The organism is Azohydromonas caseinilytica, from assembly GCF_012927045.1.
Taxonomy (GTDB): domain Bacteria; phylum Pseudomonadota; class Gammaproteobacteria; order Burkholderiales; family Burkholderiaceae_C; genus Azohydromonas; species Azohydromonas caseinilytica.
The window spans coordinates 265,861-287,627 of the sequence record NZ_JABBFW010000002.1 but is presented as its reverse complement, the minus strand read 5'-3'; the positions used below and the strand labels follow the sequence as shown (position 1 = coordinate 287,627).

The following is a 21,767-nucleotide window of genomic DNA, read 5'->3' as shown; positions in this document are numbered from 1 at the left end:
AGGCCCCTGCAGCCGCCTGGCCCGGCGTTGCCGTGAGCTTTGCAGTGGTCGGACACCACGCGGTGACCTATAAAGCAAAGTTTCAGACTTATTCTCATGTAACTTTCTTTCACCAATGCGCTCGCCTTTTCGGTGGCGCGACTTCCCACAAGGGCCCTTCCGACATGGCTTCCATCACCCTTTCCCCCTGGTTCGACCCGTATGCCCACAACGACGATACGGAGTGGACCTTGAGCTCCGTGTTGCCGACGCGGCTCGTGTTCGAGACCGCCGACACCATGGTGGTGCTGGGCGGCACCGGCTTCGCCATCAACGGCGCACAGTTCGCCGGCAGCATCACGTCGTTCCAGGTCTTCCAGCTGGACACCAGCGGGGCGGCGCTGGTGTCGCGTCCTCTGGCACAGACCACCACGGCATTGACCGGGTTGACCTTGCAGGGCTTGGTCACCGCCATCTCGTCGGCCGAGTACAGCTACAGCTGGGCTGGCTTCGACTACCTGCTGTCGGGCAACGACAGTGTCACGGGCTCGGCCGCGGATGACGAGTTCGAGGGCGGCGCAGGCAACGACACGCTGATCGGCGGCGACGGCAACGACTACCTCCAGGGCGACAGCTACAGCTACTACGGCAGCATGAACGGCGGCCGCGACTCGCTGGTCGGCGGCAATGGCGACGACCACCTGGACGGCGGCGCCAACATCGACACCATGGTGGGCGGTGCGGGCAACGACTCGTACTTCGTGTCCCAGGCCGGGGACCTGGTGATCGAGGCGGCCGCCAGCGGCGGCTACGACCGCGTGATGGTGAACGGAGGCAGCAGCGGCCTCACCAGCTACACGCTCACGGCCTACGTCGAGAACCTCGACATCAGCAACTACAACTACAGCGGCTACCCCAACGCTTCGGCGACGCCCTTCGTGGGCCGCGGCAACGAGCTCGCCAACAAGATCTCCACCGTCAACAGCAGCGCCGGCAGCATCGAGTACCTGTACGGCCTGGGCGGCAACGATCGCCTGTCCAGCGGCGACGGCAACGATGTTCTGGACGGCGGCACGGGCATCGACACCATGCTTGGCGGCTCCGGCTCGGACACCTATGTCGTGGACTCCCTGTCCGACGTGATCAGCGAAAACGTGCTGGGCACCAGCGCTGCCGACCTCGACACCGTCGTGGTGCAGATCGCCAGCGCCGGCACGTACTCGCTGGGCGGCGCCGCGGGCGGCCTGACGGTGACCAAGGCCTGGACCGGCATCGAGAAGATCACGCTGGGCGGCACGCTGGCGCAGAACGCCGTGGGCAGCGCCGCCGCCAATACGCTCACCGGAAACTCCGCCGCCAACAAGCTCTACGGCCTGGGCGGCAATGACATCCTGCTCGGTGGCCTGGGCAACGACACGCTGGACGGCGGCACGGAGAACGATGCCCTCACAGGTGGCCTGGGAAGCGACTTGCTCACCGGCGGCGCGGGCAACGACTTCTTCACGTTCACCGGCATCGCCGACATGGGCCTGGGCCTCGCGCGCGACACGATCAGCGACCTCGCTACCGGCGACAAGCTCGACTTCAGGACCTTCGACAACAACGCGACGCTCGCCGGTATCCAAGACCTGAATTTCACTTTCCTCGGCACCGGCGCCTTCACCGCGAACAGCGCCACCGGTCAGCTGCGCTTCCAAAGTGGTGTGCTCTACGGCAACACCGACGCCGATACGGCAGCGGAATTCGAGATCGCCCTGACCGGGCGGACCACGCTGTCACTGAGCGACTTCCTGCTCTGACGCCCGAGGCCGCGCGCCCCTGGCCCGGCGCGCGCGGCCCGGCCTCGGTACAGTCGCGCGATGAGCAGCAGCGCCCCGACGACCCCACTCCGCCTTTCCATGACCCAGGTGCTGCTGTGCGGCGCCGCCATCGTCACGCTGTCCATGGGCATCCGCCACGGCTTCGGGCTGTGGCTGCAGCCCGTGACCATGGACCGGGGCTGGACGCGCGAGGCTTTTGCCTTCGCGCTGGCGGTGCAGAACATCGCCTGGGGCTTGGCCGGGCCCTTCGCCGGCGCGCTGGCCGATCGCTTCGGCGCCTTCCGCGTGCTGGTGGCGGGCGCGCTGCTGTACGCGCTGGGGCTGGTGCTGATGGGGCTGTCCACCACGGCCCTGGCCTTCACCGGCAGCGCGGGGCTGCTCATCGGCATGGCGCAGTCGGGCACGACTTACGCCGTGATCTACGGCGTGATCGGCCGCCACGTGGCCCCCGACAAGCGCAGCTGGGCCATGGGCGTGGCCGCCGCGGCGGGCTCCTTTGGCCAGTTCCTGATGGTGCCGGTGGAAAACGGCCTCATCGGCGCGCTGGGCTGGCAGAACGCGCTGTTCGTGCTGGGCTGCGCGGCGCTGGCGATCGTGCCGCTGGCCTTCGGCCTGCGTGAACCGCGCGCCATCGCTCCCGCCAGCGGCGCGCCGCAGCAGAGCGTGGGCGCAGCACTCAAGGAAGCCTTCGGCTCGCGCAGCTTCCAGCTGCTCACCGCGGGCTACTTCGTGTGCGGCTTCCAGGTGGTGTTCATCGGCGTGCACCTGCCCAGCTACCTCAAGGACCACGGCCTGGAGCCGCAGGTCGCCACCACCGCCCTGGCGCTGATCGGCCTGTTCAACGTCTTCGGCACCTACGCCGCCGGCGTGCTCGGCCAGCGCCTGGCCAAGCGCCACATCCTCTCGGCCATCTACCTGCTGCGCGCGGTGGCCATCACCGCTTTCGTGACGCTGCCGCTCACGCCCATGAGCGTCTATGTCTTCGCCTCGGTGATGGGCGTGCTGTGGCTGTCCACCGTGCCCCCCACCAACGCCGTGGTGGCGCAGATCTTCGGTGTGCGCTTTCTCTCGATGCTGGGCGGGTTCGTGTTCCTGAGCCACCAGGTGGGCTCGTTCCTGGGCGTGTGGCTGGGCGGCAAGCTCTACGACGCCACCGGCAGCTACGACATCGTGTGGTGGCTGGCGGTGGCGCTGGGCGTGTTCGCGGCGCTGGTGAACCAGCCGGTGCGCGAGCAGCCCATCGCGCGGCCCGCGGCGGCCCCGGCCTGACGCTCGCCATGACACCGCGCGCGGCCCGGCTCCGGCGGCTGCTGGCCTGGGCCGCGGCCCTGCTGGCGCTGGCGCTGGTCTTCACGGCCTACCTGCAGCCGTCGATGGCCTTCAGCATCGCGAGCCAGCTCTGGAACTGCTTCTGATTTCCCGGCGCGCCCGTGCGCCGGGCCCGCGCCTCACCCGACTGCCTCATTGACCATGCACCCTGGTTTCTCTCCCGCCGACGCCGCCTCGCCCTGGGTCCGCCGCTGGACGCCGCTGCTGCGCCCGGGCGCGAGCGTGCTCGACGTGGCCTGCGGCGGCGGCCGCCACGTCCATTGGTTCGCGCAGCACGGCCATGAGGTCGTGGCGGTGGACCGCGACGCCGAGGCCGTGGCTCCGCTGCGCGGCCTGGCGCGCGTGGTGGTGGCCGACCTGGAAAACGGCCCCTGGCCGCTGCCCGGCGAGCGCTTCGGCGCCGTGGTGGTGACCAACTACCTGTGGCGCCCGCTGCTGCCGCGCCTGGTGGACAGCCTGGAAGACGGTGGCGTGCTGCTGTACGAGACCTTCGCGGTGGGCAACGAAACGGTGGGCCGGCCGCGCAGCCCGGAGTTCCTGCTGCGGCCCGGCGAGTTGCTGGCCACGGCCCAGGGGCTGCGCGTGGTGGCCTACGAGGACGGCTTTCTGGACCACCCGCCGCGCTTCGTGCAGCGCATCGCCGCGGTGCGCGAGGCTCCCGGCAGCGCGGACGCCGCGCCGGCACGCCGATCGCTGTAGCCCCCGGCGCCAGGGGTCGAAATCGGCCCAGCTAGAATCCCGTGATTAAAGGAAGCTCCTGCCCCATGAAACCGATCACCGGAAGCATCGTCGCACTGGTCACGCCCATGCACGAGGACGGCAGCGTGGACTATCCCGCGCTGCGCCGCCTCATCGATTGGCACATCGCCGAAGGCACCGATTGCATCGGCGTCGTGGGCACCACGGGCGAGTCGCCCACGGTGTCGGTGGAGGAGCACTGCGAGATCATCCGCGTGGCGGTGGAGCAGGCCGCGGGCCGCGTGCCCATCATGGCCGGCGCCGGCGCCAACTCCACGCGCGAGGCCATCGAGCTGTCGAAGTTCGCGCGCAAGGTCGGCGCCGACTGCACGCTGCAGGTGGTGCCTTACTACAACAAGCCCACGCAGGAAGGCATCTACCGCCACTTCCGCGCCATCGCCGAGGCGGTGGACATCCCCGTGGTGCTCTACAACGTGCCGGGCCGCACCGTGGCCGATATGGCGCACGACACCGTGCTGCGCCTGGCCCAGGTGCCCGGCATCGTCGGCATCAAGGAAGCCACCGGCAACATCGACCGCGCTGCCTGGCTCATCAAGCAGGCGCCCGAGGGCTTCAAGATCTATTCCGGTGACGACCCCACCGCCTTCGCGCTGATGCTGGCGGGCGGCCACGGCAACGTCAGCGTCACGGCCAACGTGGCGCCGCGCGCCATGGCCGAGCTGTGCCAGGCCGCCATGGCCGGTGATGCCCGGCGCGCCGTCGAACTGCACATGCAGCTGCTGCCGCTGCACAAGCAGCTCTTCGTCGAGCCGAACCCGATTCCCGTGAAGTGGGCGCTGGCGCACCTGGGCCGCACGGGCCCGGCGCTGCGGCTGCCCCTCACGCCGCTGTCCGAAGGCGCCCAGCCGCTGCTGGAGCAGGCGCTGCGCGACAGCGGCCTGCTCTGAGCTGAAACCGGCCTGCCGCCTTCCGCCCTTTTCGACCCTCTCCGTCCGCCGCGCGGCGGCAGCCTTTTCGATGTCTGACATGAACCGTTTCGTCGTCCCGTCCGCGCTGGTGCTGGCCCTCGGACTTGCCGGCTGTTCCACCGTCGAGAACGTGCTGTCCGGCGACAAGCTGGACTACCGCAGCCAGGCCGCCAAGACCGCCCCGCTCGACATCCCGCCCGACCTGACGCAGCTGGCGCGGGAGCAGGCACGCTACCAGCCGCAGAACGGCCCGGTGAGCGCGGCCAGCTACCAGCAGGCTGTGCCGGCGGCCGTCTCCGGCGCCGCACCCGCGGCGGCCACGACCGCGGTGGCGCCCCAGTCGCTGGGCGACATGCACATCGAGCGCGCGGGCAACGAGCGCTGGCTGGTGACCTCGGCCACGCCCGAGCAGCTGTGGCCGCAGCTGCTGGCCTTCTGGGAGGAGCGCGGCTTTGCCATCGCCACCCAGGATGCGCAGGCCGGCGTCATCGAGACCGAGTGGGCCGAGAACCGCGCCAAGATCCCGCAGGACTTCATCCGCCGCACCATCGGCAAGTTCATCGACGGCGTCTACTCCACCGGCGAGCGCGACAAGTTCCGCACCCGCATCGAGCGCACCTCCCGCGGCACCGAAGTCACCATCACGCATCGCGGCATGGAAGAGGTCTTCGTCAGTCAGCGGGAGGATCAGACCAAGTGGACCAACCGGCCGAGCGATCCGGCGCTGGAGGCCGAGTTCCTCAGCCGCCTGATGGTCAAGCTCGGCAGCAAGGAAGAAGCGGCCCGTGTCGCCGTCGCGCAGGCGGCCCAGGCCCCGACGCAGGCACCGCGCGCTCGCGTGCTTGCCGGCCAGGGCGCCGCGCTGCAAGTGGACGACGGCTTCGAGCGCGCCTGGCGCCGCGTGGGCGTGGCCCTGGACCGCAGCGGTTTCACGGTCGAGGACCGTGACCGCAGCAGCGGGCTGTACTACGTGCGCTACATCGATCCCAAGGAAGCCCAGCGCGAGGAGCCCGGCTTCTTCGGCCGCCTTTTCGGCCGCGACGACAAGCGCGCCACCACCGACCGCTACCGCGTCGCCGTCAAGTCCGAGGGCAACGCCAGCACGGTATCGGTGCAGAACGCGCAGGGCGCGCCCGACAGCGGCGCCGTGGCGCAGCGCATCGTGCAGGCGCTGCTTGACGATCTGAAGTGACGCCGCTGCGGATGCACCGCGCGTGATGCGCTTCAGCAGCCTGGGCAGCGGCAGCTCGGGCAACGCCACGCTGGTGGAGGCCGGCGATGCCGCGCGGCCCACGCGGCTGCTGGTGGACTGCGGCTTTTCGCTGCGCGAGCTCGGCCGGCGCCTGGGCGCGCGCGGCGTGGAGCCTGGGCAGATCGATGCCGTGTTCATCACCCATGAGCACGGCGACCATGTCGGCTGCGCGCTGACCCTGGCGCGCCGCCACGGCGTGCGGCTGTGCATGAGCGCCGGCACCTGGGCCGCATTGGGACAGGACGACGCGCCGGCCTCGCTGCACCTGATGGCCTGCGGCGACATGCTGGACATCGGCGCGCTGCAACTCAAACCTTTCGCCGTGCCGCACGACGCCAGCGAGCCGCTGCAGCTGCGCGTGCACGATGGCCACCACCACTTGGGCGTCCTTACCGACCTGGGCGAGGCCGGCGATGAGGTCGCGCAGGCCCTGGCCGGCTGCGACGCGCTGCTGCTGGAGGCCAACCACGATCGCGAGCTGCTGCAGTCCGGGCCCTACCCCTGGTTCCTCAAGCGCCGCATCAGCGGCCGTCTCGGTCATCTGGAAAACAGCCTGGCCGCGGCACTGCTGCAGCGGCTGCACCACGATGGTCTGCGCCATGTGGTGGCGGCACACCTGAGCCGCCAGAACAACCGGCCCGACCTGGCCGCGCAGGCCTTCGCCACCGCGCTGGGCACCTGCGCGCAGGACATCGTCGTGGCCGACCCGGCCCAGGGCTGCGGCTGGCTCGATCTTCACTGAAGCCCGCAGCGCACGTGCGGGCCCCGGCGGCGCGGCCAGCCCATCAGGCCGGGCTTGGATGCGCAAGCAACCTGATGCTGCCCGCCTTCACTTCCTGATCTCGGCCACCCGCGCCGCATGCGACGGCATTTTCACAAGCCCCGACGGGCACAAAAAAAGCCGCCTGAGGGCGGCTTTTCGAGATCCGTATGCGCTGGATTACTGCGAGGCGGCCGAGGCGGCGTTGGCAGCGGCGTCAGCAGCACCCGAGGCGGCCGAGGCGGCGGCTTCAGCGGCGCCAGCCACAGCGGAGGCGGCAGCCGAGGCGGCGTCGGTCGTGGCGGCGGGAGCCGGGGCCGTCGTCGTGGCGGCCGGAGCAGCTTCTTCCTTCTTGCCGCAAGCGGTCAGGGCGGCAGCGGCCACGATGGCAGCCAGCAGGAGCGACTTGTTCATTTGTGTGTCCTCGAATTCGAAAAGTGGTCGAACAATTACCAATCGGCTGGGGTGTTCGAAGCCCCGACTCACGTAGACGCGGAACGTTACTAGTGAACCTTGTCTAACCCCAAATTATACCGGCGCACTAGGGAAGGCCCTTACACACGCCCAGCGGCACCGCCCTGTGACGGTGCAAGCGTTGCGGGGACGCATCACTTCTGTGCCACGCCGCCACGGCAAGGTTACGGACGCCGTCTCAGGCCCGCAGAGGCTGCACCCAGCCGGCCGCGGCCCAGTCCTCCAGCAGCCCGCGCGCATCGCTGCTGAGCGCGGCAACCTCGCGCGCCGACAGCGTTCCCGCATCGGCCAGGCGGCGCATCAGCCGCGCGTCGCGCCCGCCGGCGTGGAAGGACTCGCCGTTGATGAAGACGAACTTCTCGTCGTACATCATCCGGCTGCGCCGGTGCAGCGCGACGCCAACCTCCACTTCGGCCTCGCCGTCCTGCTCGAACCAGACATTGGGCTTCGGCTCGCTCAGGATCTCCCCCAGCGCCGCCTGCAGCAGTTCGGGGTCCTTCAGCGCGCGCTCCAGCGCCCGGCGCGCGAAGTCCGCCAGCGCCGGCGGAACCAGCCCCGGCGTGTCCGTGGCCGGCTGCTTCGGGTCGCGGTAGAGGCGGCCCTTCTCCTCCTCGTCCATCAGCTCCGGCAGGCGCTGCAGCAGCTCGCGCGCGAGCTCGTCCTCTCGCGGCACCCGGAAGCCCACCGAGCAGGTCATGCATTCGCCGTCCACGGCAATGCCGTCGTGGCCCCAGCGCGGCGGCAGGTACAGCATGTCGCCCGGCTCCAGGACGACGTCCTCCTGCGGCTCGAAGTTGGCCAGGATCTTCAGCGGCACGCCTTCCACCAGCGTGTCGTCGGCCACCGGGCCGATGCGCCAGCGCCGCTTGCCGTGCACCTGGACCAGGAACACGTCGTAGTTGTCCATGTGCGGGCCGACGCCGCCGCCCTCGCTGGCCCAGGAGATCATCAGGTCGTCCAGCCGCGCCTGCGGCACGAAGCGAAAGCGCGACAGCATCTCGTGCGCCGCCGGCGCGTGCAGGTCCAGGCCCTGCACCAGCAGCGTCCAGCGCGGCTGCTTCACCGCCGGCAGCGCCTGGCGCGGCAGCGGGCCGTGGCGCAGCTTCCAGGCCTCGCCCTTGGCGACGATGAGGCGCGATTCCACGTCCTCCTGCTGCGCCAGGGCGAACATCTCGGCGCGCGTCACCGGCGGCTGCACGCCGGGCAGCGCCTGGCGCACCAGCAACGGCTTCTTCTGCCAGTGGCGGCGCATGAAGGTGGCGGGCGAAATGCCGCCGAGCAAAGTCATGGGTTGGTCAATCTGCATCCCCGGGATTGTCATCGGCCTTGTGGCATCCTCCACCGATGAACATCAACGCACCTTGCGTGGTCAGCCTCACCTGGACGCTGGCCGACGCTCAAGGCCAGACCATCGACGAGCTGGCCGATCCGGTCGAATTCTTCTTCGGCGGCGACGACCTGCTGCCCAAGGTCGAGGAAGCGCTCGCCGGCCAGGAAGTGGGCCACGAGACCTGGCTGAAGCTCGACCCCGAGCACGCTTTCGGCGACTACAAGCCCGAGCTGGTGTGCTTCGAAGCGCGCTCGCTCTTCCCCGAGAACATCGAGCCCGGCATGGCCTTCGAGGGCCTGCCCGAAGGCAGCGCCACCACCGACATGCCGCCCGACGCGATCTACATGGTCACCGAGGTCTACCCGGAACACGTGGTGCTGGACGCCAACCACCCGCTGGCGGGCATCGGGCTGCAGATGCACATCAAGGTGCGCGACGTGCGCGAGGCCACCGAGGAAGAGATCGAGGCCGGCAGCGTCGGCGGCAGCGTGCTGGCGCTGATGGCGCCGCCCTCGGGCGCACCGCGCGACGAGACGCTGCACTGAGCGGCGCGAGCCCGCGATGGGTGAAGGCATCCAGTGGGGCCTGTTCCTGGCCGCGTGCCTGGCGCTGGCCTGCACGCCGGGGCCGGACATGATCTACGTGGTCTCGCGCGCCCTGGCCCAGGGGCGCAAGGCCGCGCTGATCTCCGCCGCCGGGCTGTCGCTGGGGCTGGCGGCGCACACGCTGTTCGCGGCCTTCGGCGTGTCGGTGCTGCTCCAGAGCTCGGAGCTGGCTTTCACGGCGCTGAAGGTGGCGGGCGCCTGCTACCTGCTGTGGATGGGCATCCAGATGTGGCGCGCGGCGCCGCGCATCGACATCCACGCCGCCGGCGACCGGCTCGACCCGAAGGCGCTGTTCCTGCAGGGCTCGCTGTCGGCCCTGCTGAACCCCAAGCTGGCGCTCTTCTTCCTGGCCTTCCTACCGCAGTTCGTGCCCGCCGAGAGCGCCTCTGCGGCGCTGGACACCGTGCTGCTGGGCCTGGCCTTCAGCGTGATCGGCATCGGCGTGCAGGGCATCGCCGGCTGGGTGGCGGGCTCGCTGACCCAGGCGCTGCGCCGCAACGAGCGCGCGGTGTGCAGCGCCTTCCGCTTCAGCGGCGCGCTGATGCTGATCCTGGGCCTGCGGCTGCTGGTGGCGCCGCGCTGAACAAGTCCCGCTGACAACGAAAACGCCGGCCCAGGAGCCGGCGTTTCTCATTGAGGGCGTCCCGGAGCGTTCACGCCGCCGTCGTCCCCGGCGCCCGCTCTCCCTGCTCCGGCGCCGTGATCGGCCCCTTGCCGCTGAAGCGGTCCAGCGCCAGGTAGATCACCGGCGTGATGTAGAGCGTCACCGCCTGCGAGAACAGCAGGCCGCCCACCACGGCCAGGCCCAGCGGCTGGCGCAGCTCGGCGCCGGCGCCGATGCCCGCGGCGATGGGCAGCGCGCCCACCAGCGCCGCCAGCGTGGTCATCATGATCGGCCGGAAGCGCAGGATGCAGGCCTCGCGGATCGCCTGCAGCGGCGCCATGCCCTGCTCGCGCTGCGCCTCCAGCGCGAAGTCGATCATCATGATCGCGTTCTTCTTGACGATGCCGATCAGCAGCAGGATGCCGATGGTGGCGATCAGCGTCAGGTCCTGCCCGAAGAACTTCAGCATCAGCAGCGCGCCCACCGCCGCCGAGGGCAGGCCGGCCAGGATCGTCAGCGGGTGGACGTAGCTCTCGTAGAGCACGCCCAGCAGCACGTAGATCACCAGCAGCGCCGCCACGATCAGGATCGCCTGGCTGCCCTGCGAGCTCTTGAACACCGCCGCGTCGCCGCCGTAGCGCGTGATGATCGACTCCGGCATGCCCAGCGCCGCGCGGTACTGCTCCAGCCGCTCGGTGGCGTCGCCCAGCGCCGCGCCGGGCGCGAGGTTGAAGGACACCGTCACCGCCTGCAGCTGGCCGACGTGGTTGATGGCGATCGGCCCCACCGTGCGCGACACGGTGGCAAAGGCCGACAGCGGCACCAGCCCGCCGTTGGACGAGCGCACGTAGATGCGCGAGAGGTCGCCCTCGTCCTGCTTGGCCTCGGGCGCCGCTTCCATGATCACCTGGTAGCTGTCGGCGCTGGTGTAGATGGTGGACACCTGCCGCTCGCCGAAGGCGCTGTACAGCGCGGTGCGCACCGCGTCGATGGACACGCCCAGGGTGTTGGCGCGGTCGCGGTCGATGGACAGCGAGGCCTGCAGCCCGCGCAGCTGCGCATCGCTGGTGACGTCGCGGAACAGCGCGTCGGCGCGCAGCTTCTCCTGCAGCTTCGCGGCCCAGTCGTTGAGCTCGCCGGCCTGCACGCTCTGCAGGATGTACTGGTACTGCGCCTTGCTGGAGCGGCCGCCGAGCTGCAGGTTCTGCACCGGGCGCATGAACACGTTGATGCCCGCCACCGCGCGCACCTTGCGCCGCAGCCCGTCCACCACCTCCTTCATCGGCCGGCGCTCGCCGCGCGGCTTGAGGTTGATGAACATGCGCCCGGTGTTGCTGGCGTTGCTGCCGCCCAGGAAGGAGTTGACGCTCAGCACGTTGGGATCGTCGCGGATGATGCCCGCCACCCGGTCCTGCAGCTGCACCATGGCGGGGAAGGAGATGTCCTCCGCGGCCTCGGTGCTGATGCTGATCTGGCCGATGTCCTCCTCGGGGAAGAAGCCCTTGGGGATGGTGATGAACAGCCAGGCCGTGGCGGCGAAGGTGCCCAGCGCCACCAGCATCACCACGCCGCGGTGGCGCAGCGCGGCGTCCAGCGTGCGGGTGTAGACGCGCAGCACCGCGTCGAAGCCGCGCTCGAAGCTGCGCACCACCAGCCCGGGCGGCTTCTTGTGCGCCTCGTCGCTGAGGAAGCGGCTGGCCATCATCGGCACCAGCGTCAGCGACACGAAGGCCGACACCACGATCGCCAGCGACACCACCACGGCGAACTCGTGGAACAGCAGCCCGATGACGCCCGGCATGAAGAACACGGGGATGAACACCGCGATCAGCGAGGTGGAGATGGAGATGATGGTGAAGCCCACCTCGCGCGAGCCGCGCAGCGCCGCCTGGAACGGCGGCACGCCCTCCTCCACGTGCCGGATGATGTTCTCCAGCATGACGATGGCGTCGTCCACCACCAGGCCCACCGCCAGCGTCAGGCCCAGCAGCGAGATGTTGTCCATCGAGTAGCCCAGGCCCCACAGCAGCGACACCGCGCCCAGCAGCGACACCGGCAGCGACAGCGAGGGGATGACGGTGGCAATGAAGCGGCGCAGGAACAGGAAGATCACCAGCACCACCAGCACGACGGTGCCCAGCAGCGTGAGGTTGACGTCGTGCAGCGCCTCGCGGATCGACACCGAGCGGTCATTGACGAGGTTGACCTTGACCGACTGCGGCAGCTGTTCCTGGAAGGTGGGCAGCGCCGCGCGCACCGAGTCCACCACGCGCACGGTGTTGGCGTCGGGCTGGCGCTGGATGGCCAGCGTGATGGAGCGCTCGCCGTTGAAGCTGGCGTAGGTGCGCAGCGTCTCGTAGCTGTCCTCGACCTGCGCCACGTCGCGCAGCCGCACCGGGTTGCCGTTGCGGGCGGCGACGATCACTTCCGCGAACTCCGCCGCGTTGCGCAGCTGGCGGTTGGCCTGCAGGGTGAGCGTCTGGCTGGGCCCTTCCAGCGTGCCCACGGGCGTGTTGGCGTTGGCCGCGCGCAAGGCGCCCGCCACCTCGTCCAGGCCGATGTTGCGCGAGGCGAGCTGGTCGGGCAGCACGCGCACCCGCACCGCGAAGCGCTTCTGGCCGTAGATGTTGACCTGCGCCACGCCCGGCAGCGTCGAGAGGTTGGGCGCGATCAGGTGCTCGGCGTAGTCGTTGAGCTCGGAGAGGCTCATGGCCGGCGAGGTCAGCGACAGCAGCAGCACCGGGGCGTCGGCCGGGTTGACCTTGCGGTACGAGGGCGGCTGCGTCATGTCCTGCGGCAGCTGGCGCTGCGCGCGCAGCAGCGCGGCCTGCACGTCCACCGCCGCGGCGTCGATGTCGCGGCCCTCGTCGAACTCCAGCGTCACCGAGGTGCTGCCGAGCTGGCTGGTGGAGCTGATGACGGCCAGGCCCGGGATGGTCTGGAACTGCTTCTCCAGCGGCAGCGCCACCGAGGTGGCCATGGTCTCGGGGCTGGCGCCGGGCAGCGAGGCCGAGACGTTGATGACCGGCGTGTTGTAGCTGGGCAGCGCCGCCACCGGGATGCGGCCGTAGGCCAGCACGCCGGCCACGATGATGGCCAGGTTGAGCAGCACCGTCATCACCGGACGGCGGATGAACAGTTCCGACAGGTTCATCGCAGCGCCTATTCCTTCGAAGCCGCCGTGGCCACTGTCACGCCCTGGCCCGGCGCCGCCGCACCACTGCCGTTGCCCGGGCCGGCGCCGCTGCCCGCCCCGCCGCCGCTGCCGGCACCGTTGCCGCCACCCTGGCCGGCGCCGCCGCCGGGCTGGCCGCCCTGGCCGCCGGCACCGCCGCTGCCCGCGGCCGCGCCGCCGGAGCGCTCGGCCACGCTGGCGCCGGGACGCAGGTTCTGCTTGCCCTCCACCACCACGCGCTCGCCGGGGCGCACGCCCTCGACCACGGCCTCGGTGCCGGCCGAGTGCAGGACCTGCACCTGCCGCTGCGCCGCCTTGTTGTCGGCCTCGACCACGAACAGCGTGGGCCCGCGCGGGCTCTGGATCAGCGCGGCCTGCGGCACCACCACCACGCCCTGCAGCGTGCGCACGGTCAGGCTCACGTCCACGAAGGCGCCGGGCCACAGCGCCCGCTGCGGGTTGTCGAACACGGCCTTGACGCGCACCGTGCCCGAGGCCAGATCGACGGCGTTGTCCACGAAGTCCAGCCGGCCTGCCAGCGGCTTGCGGCCCTCGGGCAGCACCGCCTGCACCTGGCCACCGCCGCTGCCCAGCAGCTGCAGCAGCGCGGGCAGCTCACGCTGCGGCAGGTTGAAGGACACGGCGATGGGATCGATCTGCGTGAGCGTGAGCAGCGCCGCTCCGGTGGGCGACACGGAGCTGCCGGGATAGACGCTGATGGCGCCGATGCGCCCGTCCCCCGGCGCCGCGATGCGGCTGTAGGACAGCGCCACGCGCGAGGCCTCCAGCGCGGCGCGGTCGGCCGCCACCAGCGCCGCCTGCGCCTCGGCCTGTGCCCGTGCCGTGTCCACCGCGCCCTGCGACACAAAGCCCTTCTCCAGCAGTTCCAGGCTGCGCGCGAGCTGGCGCTGGGCGTCGGCGGCGGAGGCCTGGTCGCGCAGCAGCTGCGCCTGGGCGCGCGCGACGTTGGCCTCCTCGGTGCGGGCGTCCAGCGTGAACAGCAGCTCGCCGCGCTTGACGTTCTGGCCCTCGCGCACATGCACCTGGCTGACCACGCTGGCGATCTGCGGCTTCACCTCGACGCTGCGCAGCGCCGTGACGGTGCCGGGCGCCTGCAGCTGCACCGGCACGTCGCGCTGCTGCGCCGCCACGCTGGTGATGCTCACCGCCGGCGCCGAGGCCGCGCTGGCGGGCGCGCCGGCGGCGGCGACCTGCGCCCCCGCGGGCGCCTCCCGGCGGCTGCTGTTGAACCACCAGGCACCGGCCAGGCCGGCAACGACAAGGACCGCCGCGAGGGCAGCCGCTCTGGGCTTGGACATGGATCGCAACGGTCCGTGGGAAGAGAAGAAATTGCCGGTTTGCGAGGCTGTCAGCAAGCCGACAGCCCGGGTCGGCGTGGGTGTTTATCGGCCGGCCGGTCGGTGGATTCAAGCGCCCGCGCCGTGCCGCCGGCCGCTCAGGCCCGACCGGTGGAACCGAAGCCGCCCTCGCCGCGCTGCGAGGCGCCGAACTCCTCGACGCGGCGGAACCGGGCCTGCACCACCGGCACGATCACCATCTGCGCGATGCGCTCCATCGGCTGCACGGTGAAGGACTCCTTGCCGCGGTTCCAGCAGCTCACCATCAGCGGGCCCTGGTAGTCGGCGTCGATGAGGCCGACCAGGTTGCCCAGCACCAAGCCGTGCTTATGGCCCAGGCCGGAGCGCGGCAGCAGCATGGCGCACAGGCCCGGATCGCCGATGTGGATGGCGATGCCGGTGGGAATCAGTGCCGCGTCGCCCGGCGCCAGCACCAGCGGCGCGTCCACGCAGGCGCGCAGGTCCAGCCCGGCGCTGCCCGGCGTGGCGTAGCGGGGGGCAAGCTCGTCATAGCGCTCGGCCACGCGGGGGTCGAGGATCTTCAGGTCGATGGTGGTCATTCGGGTTCTGAATCAAGGAAAGACTTCGTCATGCCCGTATAGGCGGGCATCCACGATCACCGAAGCGCGGCCCAGGAGCGAGATTCCGGGGCCGACATCACGGCATGCGTGGATGCCCGCCTGCGCGGGCATGACGGGGAAACGTTGTGGCGCTGGCGCGGCGACAGCCGTCAGCCTCGGGCTGCGAGCCGCCCCGCGATCTCCCGCACCAGCTCCTGCGCCAGCGCGCGCTTGGAGGCGCAGGGCACTTCGCGCTCGCCCTGGGCGTCCACCAGCAGCAGCGCGTTGTCGTCGCGGCCGAAGGTCGCCGGGCCCAGGTTGCCCACCACCAGCGGCACATTCTTGCGCTGGAGTTTTTCTCGCGCGTGTCTGGCCAGGTCGTGGCTCTCGGCGGCGAAGCCCACGCAATAGGGCGCGTCGGGCAGCCGCGCCACCGCGGCCAGGATGTCGGGGTTCTCGACCAGTTCCAGCACCGGCACGGCACGGTCGGCCTGCTTCTTGATCTTGGCGTCCGAGGTGCCCGCCGGGCGCCAGTCCGCCACCGCGGCGGTGGCGACGAAGACGTCGTGCTGGGCGGCCAGCGGCAGCACCGCGTCGAACATCTGCTGCGCGGTGCGCACGTCGATGCGGCGCACGCCGGCCGGCGTGTCCAGGTGCACCGGGCCGGCCACCAGCGTGACCTGCGCCCCCGCTTCCTGAGCGGCGCGGGCCATGGCGAAACCCATCTTGCCGCTGGAGAGGTTGGTCAACCCGCGCACCGGGTCGATGGGCTCGAAGGTCGGGCCGGCGGTGATCAGCAGGCGCCGGCCTTGCAGCAACTTCGGCTGGAAGAAGGCAATGAGCGCGTCGCGCAACTCGACCGCTTCGAGCATGCGCCCGTCGCCGACCTCGCCGCAGGCCTGGTCGCCATGGGCCGGGCCCAGCAGCACCGCGCCGTCGGCCGCCACCTGCGCCGCGTTGCGCTGCGTGGCCGGGTGCGCCCACATCTCGCGGTTCATGGCCGGGGCCAGCAGCAGCGGCACGCGCTCGTGGCCGGAGGCGAAGGGCCGCGCCAGGCACAGCAGGCTCAGCAGCTCGTCGGCGCGGCCCTGGGCCAGCTGGGCGATGAGGTCGGCGCTGGCCGGGGCGATGAGGATGGCGTCGGCCTCGCGGCTGAGGTTGATGTGCGCCATGTTGTTGGGCTCGCGCGCGTCCCACTGGTCGCGCACCACCGGGCGTCCGGAGAGGGCCTGCATCGTCACCGCGGTGATGAACTGCTCGGCCGCGGGCGTCATCACCACCTGCACCGTGGCGCCGGCGCGGGTGAGCTCGCGCACCAGCTCGGCAGACTTGTAGCAGGCGATGCCGCCGGAGAGGCCGAGCACGATATGCCGGCCGGCGAGATCGGGGGATTGCTTCATAAGGCGCGCACTCTAGCAGGGGCATGCCGCTCGCTATGCTGGGCCGATGCCGGCCCTTTTCCCGCTGAAAAGCTCTTCCCTGGAGAGGCTTTGATGAAGCTGCTGCTGCGCCTGTCCCCGCTCTTCCTGTCGCTGGCCGCCTGCGCCGGCATGCCGCCGCCGCAGGCGCGCGTGCTGCTCTACGGCGAGCAGCACGACCAACCCGACCAGCAGCGCCAGGTGGCGCAGGCGGTGCGCGACCTGGCCGCGCAGCAGCGCCTGGCCGCCGTGGTGCTGGAGATGGCCGAGCAGGGCGGCAGCACGGCGCGGCTTGCCGCCGGTGCCGACGAGGCCGCCGTGCAGGAGGCATTGCGCTGGAGCGCCGCGGCCTGGCCCTGGGACAGCTACAAGGACGTGGTGATGGCGGCCGTGCGCGCCGAGGTGCCGGTGCTGGGCGGCAACCTGCCGCGCAGCGGCATGCGTGCAGCGATGCAGGACGAGGCGCTGGACGGCCTGCTGCCCGCGGCCGTCAATGACCAGCTCAAGACCGCCATCCGCGAGGGCCACTGCGGGCTGCTGCCCGCCGAGCACGAGGGCGGCATGCTGCGCATCCAGCTCGCGCGCGACCAGAGCATGGCGCGCGCCGTGGCGCAGGCCGCGCACGACGCCTCGCCCGGGCAGCAGGTGCTGCTGCTCTCCGGCGCGCAGCACGCGGCGCGCGACCGCGGCGTGCCGCTGCACCTGCAGCGCCTGGGCTTCAAGGCCGACGAGCTGTTCGTGACCATGTTCGGCGCGAGCGACGGCGCCCTGCCCTCCGACCGGCTGCTGCCGGCGACCCACTCGCCCGGGCCGGACCCGTGTGAACCGTTGCGCAAGAGGCAGAAGGATTGAGGGTGCGCCTTCTGGACGACCGGAAAAGCCTCTCCCAACAAAAAACCCGTCCGCACCAGCGAGACGGGTTTTTTCATGCAGCGACCTGATGGGGTGTCACCCGTTCAGGCGCGACGCATTGTTCACTAGTAGTTCACAGCCCACTCACTTGAGGCATCCGAGTGAGAGGACTGTTGCACTGCAGCCAACAATCCCGGCTTACAGCCGCTCGGCCACCCAGCCCTGCACCGAGGCCAGGGCCTGGGGCAGCCGGGCGGCGTCGCTGCCGCCGGCCATGGCCATGTCGGGCTTGCCGCCGCCCTTGCCGCCCACCTGCTGGGCCACGAAGTTCACCAGCTCGCCGGCCTTGACCTTGGCAATGGCGTCGGCCGTCACGCCTGCGGCCAGCTGCACCTTGGCGCCCTCGACCGCCGCCAGCACGATGGCCGCGCTCTTGAGCTTGTCCTTGAGCTTGTCCATGGTGTCGCGCAGCGTCTTGGCGTCGGCGCCGTCCAGCGTCGCGGCCAGCACCTTCAGGCCCTTCACTTCCACGGCGCGCGCCAGGAGCTCGTCGCCCTGCGAGGAGGCGAGCCGGCCCTTGAGCGCGGCGATTTCCTTCTCCAGCGTGCGCACCTGGTCCAGCACCTGGGTCAGGCGCGGCGCCACGTCGGCGGGCGTCACCTTCAGCGTGCCGGCCACGGTGCCGACCGTGGACTCCAGCGACTGCAGGTAGGCCAGCGCGCCCTCGCCCGTGACGGCCTCGACGCGGCGGATGCCCGCGGCCACGCCACCCTCGGCCACGATCTTGAACAGGCCGATGTCGCCGGTGCGCTGCACGTGCGTGCCGCCGCACAGCTCCTTGGTGGAGCCGATGGTCAGCACCCGCACCTGCTCGCCGTACTTCTCGCCGAACAGCATCATCGCGCCCGACTTCTGCGCGTCCTCCAGCGCCATCACGGTGGCGTCGGTGGCGTGGTTGGCCAGGATCTCGGCGTTGACGATGGCCTCGACCTTGCGGATCTGCTCCGCCGTCACCGGCGCGTTGTGGGTGAAGTCGAAGCGCGTGCGCTCGGCGTTGACCAGCGAACCCTTCTGCTGCACGTGCGCGCCCAGCACCTCGCGCAGCGCCTTGTGCATCAGGTGCGTGGCGCTGTGGTTGCGCATGGTGCGCGCGCGCTGCTCGGCGTCCACGCGGGCGGTGAACACGTCGCCCACTTCCACCTCGCCCTCGACGATGCGGCCGTGGTGGCCGAAGACGGCGGCCTGGATCTTGAGCGTGTCCTCCACCAGCACATGCGCGCGCAGGTTGCGCAGCTCGCCGCGGTCGCCGACCTGGCCGCCGCTCTCGGCATAGAAGGGCGTGTGGTCCAGCACCACCACCACGTCGTCACCGGCCACGGCGCGGTTCACGGGCGTGCCGTCCACGTACAGCGCCACCACCTTGCTCTGCTCGGTCAGCAGCGCCTCGTAGCCGCGGAACGTGGTGTCCGCACCGCTGTACTCCAGGCCCTGCGCCATCTTGAACTTGCCCGCGGCACGGGCCTGCTCGCGCTGGCGCGCCATGGCGGCGTTGAAGCCGGCCTCGTCCACGCTCACGCCGCGCTCGCGGCAGACATCGGCGGTGAGGTCCAGCGGGAAGCCGTAGGTGTCGTGCAGCTTGAAGGCCAGCTCGCCGTCGAGCACCGCGGGCTTCTGGGCCAGCGCGGCTTCCAGGATCTCCATGCCGTTGGCGATGGTCTGGAAGAAGCGCTCCTCCTCCTGGCGCAGCACCTCGGTCACGCGCAGCTGGGCCTGGCGCAGCTCGGGATAGGCGTCGCCCATCTGGAACACCAGCTCCTCCACCAGCTTGTGGAAGAACGGGGTGCGCGCGCCGAGCTTGTAGCCGTGACGGATGGCGCGGCGCGTGATGCGGCGCAGCACGTAGCCGCGGCCGGCGTTGCCGGGGATCACGCCGTCGGTCACCGTGAAGGCGCAGGCGCGGATGTGATCGGCGATCACCTTCAGCGAGGGCGACTCCGGGTCGCAGTTGCCCGCGCCGGCGGCGTCCACGATCTGCTTGGCCGCCTTGAGCAGGCTCACGAACAGGTCGATCTCGTAGTTGGAGTGCACGTGCTGCAGCACCGCCGCGATGCGCTCCAGGCCCATGCCGGTATCGACGCTGGGCTTGGGGAGCTTGTGCATCACGCCCGCCTCGTCGCGGTTGAACTGCATGAACACGTTGTTCCAGATCTCGATGTAGCGGTCGCCGTCTTCATCGGGCGACCCCGGCGGGCCGCCGGCGACCTCGGGGCCGTGGTCGTAGAAGATCTCGGTGCACGGGCCGCAGGGGCCGGTGTCGCCCATCATCCAGAAGTTGTCCGAGGCGTAGCGCGCGCCCTTGTTGTCGCCGATGCGCACGATGCGCTCGGCCGGCACGCCCACCGTCTTGTTCCAGATCTCGTAGGCCTCGTCGTCCTCGGCGTACACCGTCACCCAGAGCTTGTCCTCGGGCAGCTTGAACACCTTGGTCAGCAGCTCCCAGGCGTAGCTGATGGCGTCGCGCTTGAAGTAGTCGCCGAAGCTGAAGTTGCCCAGCATCTCGAAGAAGGTGTGGTGCCGCGCGGTGTAGCCCACGTTGTCGAGGTCGTTGTGCTTGCCGCCGGCGCGGATGCACTTCTGGGCCGTGGTGGCGCGGGTGTAGGGCCGCTTGTCGAAGCCCAGGAACACGTCCTTGAACTGGTTCATCCCCGCGTTGGTGAACAGCAGCGTGGGATCGTCGCCGGGCACCACCGGGCTCGACGCCACGATGGTGTGACCCTTGGACTCGAAGAACTTCAGGAACGACTGGCGGATTTCGGCGGCTTTCATCCGGTGCTTTCTGGTCAGCGGGCGACTCTGCCCGGGACATGCGTGCGTTGTGGCGGCCCCCGTCGGAAGCCGCCGCCCCGGCCGGCGCCGGCGACCGGCTGCGGGTCGCCAAGTGCTTGATTCGGCTGGTATTTCGAGGAACCGGCAATTATAGGTCGGCGCTATCGGCCCTTGGCCGGCGCGGCGGACGGGCCGCGGGGCGCGCCTATCATGTTTGTCCCATTGCGCACAACCGCCGCCATGAACGACAACACCCCCCTGCAAGCCCTCCAGGACCCCAGCCTGCTCAAGACCGACGCGCTCATCAACGGCCAGTGGATCGTCGGCGAGGCGCGCTTCGAGGTGCTCGATCCCGCCACCGGCCGCGCGCTGGCCAGCGTGCCGAATCTGGGCGCGGCCGAGACGCTGTCAGCGATCCAGGCCGCCGAGCGCGCCTGGCCGGCTTGGCGCGCCAAGACCGCCAAGGAGCGCGCCGCCATCCTCATGCGCTGGTACCAGCTGCTGCAGCAGCACGCCGAGGACCTGGCCCGGCTGATGACCGCCGAGCAGGGCAAGCCGCTGACGGAGGCGCGCGGCGAGGTCACCTACGGCGCCAGCTTCATCGAGTGGTTCGCGGAAGAGGCCAAGCGCGTGTACGGCGAGACGGTGCCCACCACCGACAACGGCAAGCGCTACCTGGTGCTCAAGCAGCCCGTGGGCGTGTGCGCGGCCATCACGCCCTGGAACTTCCCGATCGCCATGATCACGCGCAAGGTCGCGCCCGCCCTGGCCGCCGGTTGCCCGGTGGTGATCAAGCCGGCCGAGGCCACGCCGCTGTCGGCGCTGGCGGTGGCCGAGCTGGCGCAGCGCGCGGGCATGCCCGCGGGCGTGCTCAACGTCATCACCGCCGACGCGCAGCGCTCCATCGAGGTCGGCCAGGTGCTGTGCGACAGCGACGTGGTGCGCCACCTCTCCTTCACCGGCTCCACCGAGGTCGGCCGCATCCTGATGAAGCAGTGCGCGCCGACCATCAAGAAGCTCAGCCTGGAGCTGGGCGGCAATGCGCCCTTCATCGTCTTCGACGACGCCGACCTGGACAGCGCCGTCGAGGGCGCGCTGGCCAGCAAGTACCGCAACGCCGGCCAGACCTGCGTCTGCGCCAACCGGCTGTACGTGCAGGACGGCGTCTACGACGCCTTCGTCGCCAGGCTGGCCGAGCGCGCCGGGCAGCTCAAGGTGGGCAACGGCTTCGAGCCCGGCGTGCAGGTGGGCCCGCTGATCGAGCCCGCGGCGCTGGAGAAGGTGGAGGCGCATGTGGCCGACGCGCAGGCCAAGGGCGCGCGGCTGCTGGCCGGGGGCACGCGCGTGGCGGGCCTGGGCAGCGAGCTGTACTACGCGCCCACGGTGCTGGCCGACGTCACCAGCGAGATGCTGTGCACGCGCGAGGAGACCTTCGGCCCCGTGGCGCCGGTGCAGCGCTTCGGCACCGAGGCCGAGGCCATCGAGCTGGCCAACGCCACCGAGTTCGGCCTGGCGAGCTACTTCTACAGCCGTGACATCGGCCGCATCTTCCGCGTCGGCGAGGCGCTGGAGTACGGCATGGTGGGCGTCAACACCGGCATCATCTCGACCGCCGAGGTGCCCTTCGGCGGGGTCAAGCAATCCGGCCTGGGCCGCGAGGGCTCGCGCCACGGCATCGAGGATTACATCGAGCTCAAGTACCTCTGCCTGGGCGACATCCAGAAGTAATCCGGCCCGTCTTCGGGCCCGCTCCGGGCG

The 21,767-nt window shown here is 70.6% G+C and carries 18 protein-coding genes; 11 read left to right on the top strand and 7 right to left on the bottom strand.

Going from position 1 to position 21,767, the window contains the following annotated elements; translation table 11 throughout:
• Positions 1 to 164 precede the first annotated feature (164 nt).
• The 7 genes from HHL10_RS04400 (at position 165) to HHL10_RS04370 (ending at position 6,789) form a co-directional block, all read left to right on the top strand.
• Positions 165 to 1,778 carry a calcium-binding protein gene (locus tag HHL10_RS04400; protein WP_169159124.1) on the top strand — a complete coding sequence of 538 codons (1,614 nt, stop codon included), beginning with the start codon at positions 165 to 167 and terminating at the stop codon, positions 1,776 to 1,778.
• A gap of 60 nt (positions 1,779 to 1,838) precedes the next feature.
• A complete protein-coding gene (locus HHL10_RS04395; protein WP_169159123.1) occupies positions 1,839 to 3,068 on the top strand; it encodes an MFS transporter in 1,230 nt (409 codons plus the stop codon).
• Positions 3,069 to 3,076: 8 nt separating this feature from the next.
• Positions 3,077 to 3,214, top strand: coding sequence for a hypothetical protein (locus HHL10_RS04390; protein ID WP_169158901.1), 138 nt, complete (start codon positions 3,077 to 3,079; stop codon positions 3,212 to 3,214).
• A 55-nt stretch (positions 3,215 to 3,269) separates the two neighbouring features.
• Positions 3,270 to 3,827, top strand: coding sequence for a class I SAM-dependent methyltransferase (locus HHL10_RS04385; protein WP_169159318.1), 558 nt, complete (start codon positions 3,270 to 3,272; stop codon positions 3,825 to 3,827).
• A gap of 65 nt (positions 3,828 to 3,892) precedes the next feature.
• A complete protein-coding gene (gene dapA, locus HHL10_RS04380; protein ID WP_169159122.1) occupies positions 3,893 to 4,774 on the top strand; it encodes a 4-hydroxy-tetrahydrodipicolinate synthase in 882 nt (293 codons plus the stop codon).
• A gap of 79 nt (positions 4,775 to 4,853) precedes the next feature.
• Positions 4,854 to 5,987, top strand: coding sequence for an NlpB/DapX family lipoprotein (gene bamC, locus HHL10_RS04375; RefSeq protein WP_375138933.1), 1,134 nt, complete (start codon positions 4,854 to 4,856; stop codon positions 5,985 to 5,987).
• A gap of 22 nt (positions 5,988 to 6,009) precedes the next feature.
• The gene (locus HHL10_RS04370) at positions 6,010 to 6,789 is read left to right on the top strand and encodes an MBL fold metallo-hydrolase (RefSeq protein WP_169159120.1); all 780 of its coding nucleotides are present in this window, start codon (positions 6,010 to 6,012) and stop codon (positions 6,787 to 6,789) included.
• 198 nt (positions 6,790 to 6,987) lie between these two features.
• Here the strand turns inward: HHL10_RS04370 and HHL10_RS04365 are convergent, their stop codons facing one another.
• Both HHL10_RS04365 and HHL10_RS04360 read right to left on the bottom strand, forming a co-directional pair.
• Positions 6,988 to 7,221, bottom strand: a complete 234-nt coding sequence (locus HHL10_RS04365; protein ID WP_169159119.1) for a hypothetical protein — start codon at positions 7,219 to 7,221, stop codon at positions 6,988 to 6,990.
• Between the two features lie 238 nt (positions 7,222 to 7,459).
• Positions 7,460 to 8,587, bottom strand: a complete 1,128-nt coding sequence (locus HHL10_RS04360) for a JmjC domain-containing protein (RefSeq protein ID WP_169159118.1) — start codon at positions 8,585 to 8,587, stop codon at positions 7,460 to 7,462.
• A 38-nt stretch (positions 8,588 to 8,625) separates the two neighbouring features.
• Between HHL10_RS04360 and HHL10_RS04355 the strand changes: the two genes are divergently transcribed.
• Together HHL10_RS04355 and HHL10_RS04350 are read left to right on the top strand one after the other, a co-directional pair.
• Entirely contained in the window at positions 8,626 to 9,156 is a 531-nt protein-coding gene (locus tag HHL10_RS04355; protein ID WP_169159117.1) for an FKBP-type peptidyl-prolyl cis-trans isomerase, read from the top strand.
• 16 nt (positions 9,157 to 9,172) lie between these two features.
• Entirely contained in the window at positions 9,173 to 9,799 is a 627-nt protein-coding gene (locus tag HHL10_RS04350; RefSeq protein ID WP_169159116.1) for a LysE family translocator, read from the top strand.
• Positions 9,800 to 9,869: 70 nt separating this feature from the next.
• On the opposite strand, the gene HHL10_RS04345 is transcribed toward HHL10_RS04350, so the two are convergent.
• The 4 genes from HHL10_RS04345 to coaBC form a co-directional block, all read right to left on the bottom strand.
• The gene (locus HHL10_RS04345) at positions 9,870 to 12,974 is read right to left on the bottom strand and encodes an efflux RND transporter permease subunit (RefSeq protein ID WP_169159115.1); all 3,105 of its coding nucleotides are present in this window, start codon (positions 12,972 to 12,974) and stop codon (positions 9,870 to 9,872) included.
• Between the two features lie 8 nt (positions 12,975 to 12,982).
• Positions 12,983 to 14,314, bottom strand: a complete 1,332-nt coding sequence (locus HHL10_RS04340; protein ID WP_169159114.1) for an efflux RND transporter periplasmic adaptor subunit — start codon at positions 14,312 to 14,314, stop codon at positions 12,983 to 12,985.
• A gap of 137 nt (positions 14,315 to 14,451) precedes the next feature.
• Entirely contained in the window at positions 14,452 to 14,913 is a 462-nt protein-coding gene (gene dut / locus HHL10_RS04335) for a dUTP diphosphatase (RefSeq protein WP_169159113.1), read from the bottom strand.
• A 170-nt stretch (positions 14,914 to 15,083) separates the two neighbouring features.
• Entirely contained in the window at positions 15,084 to 16,313 is a 1,230-nt protein-coding gene (gene coaBC, locus HHL10_RS04330; protein WP_169159112.1) for a bifunctional phosphopantothenoylcysteine decarboxylase/phosphopantothenate--cysteine ligase CoaBC, read from the bottom strand.
• A 93-nt stretch (positions 16,314 to 16,406) separates the two neighbouring features.
• Here coaBC and HHL10_RS04325 point away from each other — a divergent pair, with 93 nt between their 5' ends.
• Positions 16,407 to 17,183 carry a ChaN family lipoprotein gene (locus tag HHL10_RS04325; protein WP_169159111.1) on the top strand — a complete coding sequence of 259 codons (777 nt, stop codon included), beginning with the start codon at positions 16,407 to 16,409 and terminating at the stop codon, positions 17,181 to 17,183.
• Positions 17,184 to 17,381: 198 nt separating this feature from the next.
• Here the strand turns inward: HHL10_RS04325 and alaS are convergent, their stop codons facing one another.
• Entirely contained in the window at positions 17,382 to 20,009 is a 2,628-nt protein-coding gene (gene alaS / locus HHL10_RS04320) for an alanine--tRNA ligase (protein WP_169159110.1), read from the bottom strand.
• Positions 20,010 to 20,249: 240 nt separating this feature from the next.
• Between alaS and HHL10_RS04315 the strand changes: the two genes are divergently transcribed.
• The gene (locus HHL10_RS04315; RefSeq protein WP_169159109.1) at positions 20,250 to 21,737 is read left to right on the top strand and encodes an NAD-dependent succinate-semialdehyde dehydrogenase; all 1,488 of its coding nucleotides are present in this window, start codon (positions 20,250 to 20,252) and stop codon (positions 21,735 to 21,737) included.
• The last annotated feature ends 30 nt before the right edge of the window (positions 21,738 to 21,767 follow it).